1 protein-coding gene is annotated in these 332 nt (G+C 68.4%); it reads left to right on the top strand.

The features are described 5' to 3' along the window. On the top strand, positions 1 to 332 hold a 332-nt coding region (locus G3480_RS27540; protein ID WP_420824648.1), incomplete at both ends, for a DUF6399 domain-containing protein.

The raw sequence follows: 332 nt of genomic DNA, 5'->3' as shown, positions 1-332 counted from the left end.
CGATCGCCGAGGAGGCGGACCTCTCCGAGCGCCTGTGCGCACATCTAGCCAAGGCGAAGCGACTCACCCACAGCCTGGTGGCCACGCTGGCGTTCTTCTTCATGATGGTCAACACTCGGGTGCAGGCGCTGGACCTGGCACCGGCGATCGAGCAGGCCATGCTCAACGACCTGATCCCGGCGCTCTATCTGGAGCGCGCCGCCGCGCGCAGCACCCGCGCTGAGCAACGCCATCGCCTCCGAGCACTGAGTGCCGAGCGCCTCGCCCCGCTGCAGCAGCCTTCGCACCCGATCCAGTCGCTCGATCAGGAGACCCGCCGCTACCTCGAGCAG

Source organism: Thiorhodococcus mannitoliphagus (assembly GCF_010915725.1).
Lineage (GTDB): Bacteria > Pseudomonadota > Gammaproteobacteria > Chromatiales > Chromatiaceae > Thiorhodococcus > Thiorhodococcus mannitoliphagus.
The sequence above is the reverse complement of the archived record's forward strand: the minus strand, read 5'-3'. Positions and strand labels throughout refer to the sequence as shown.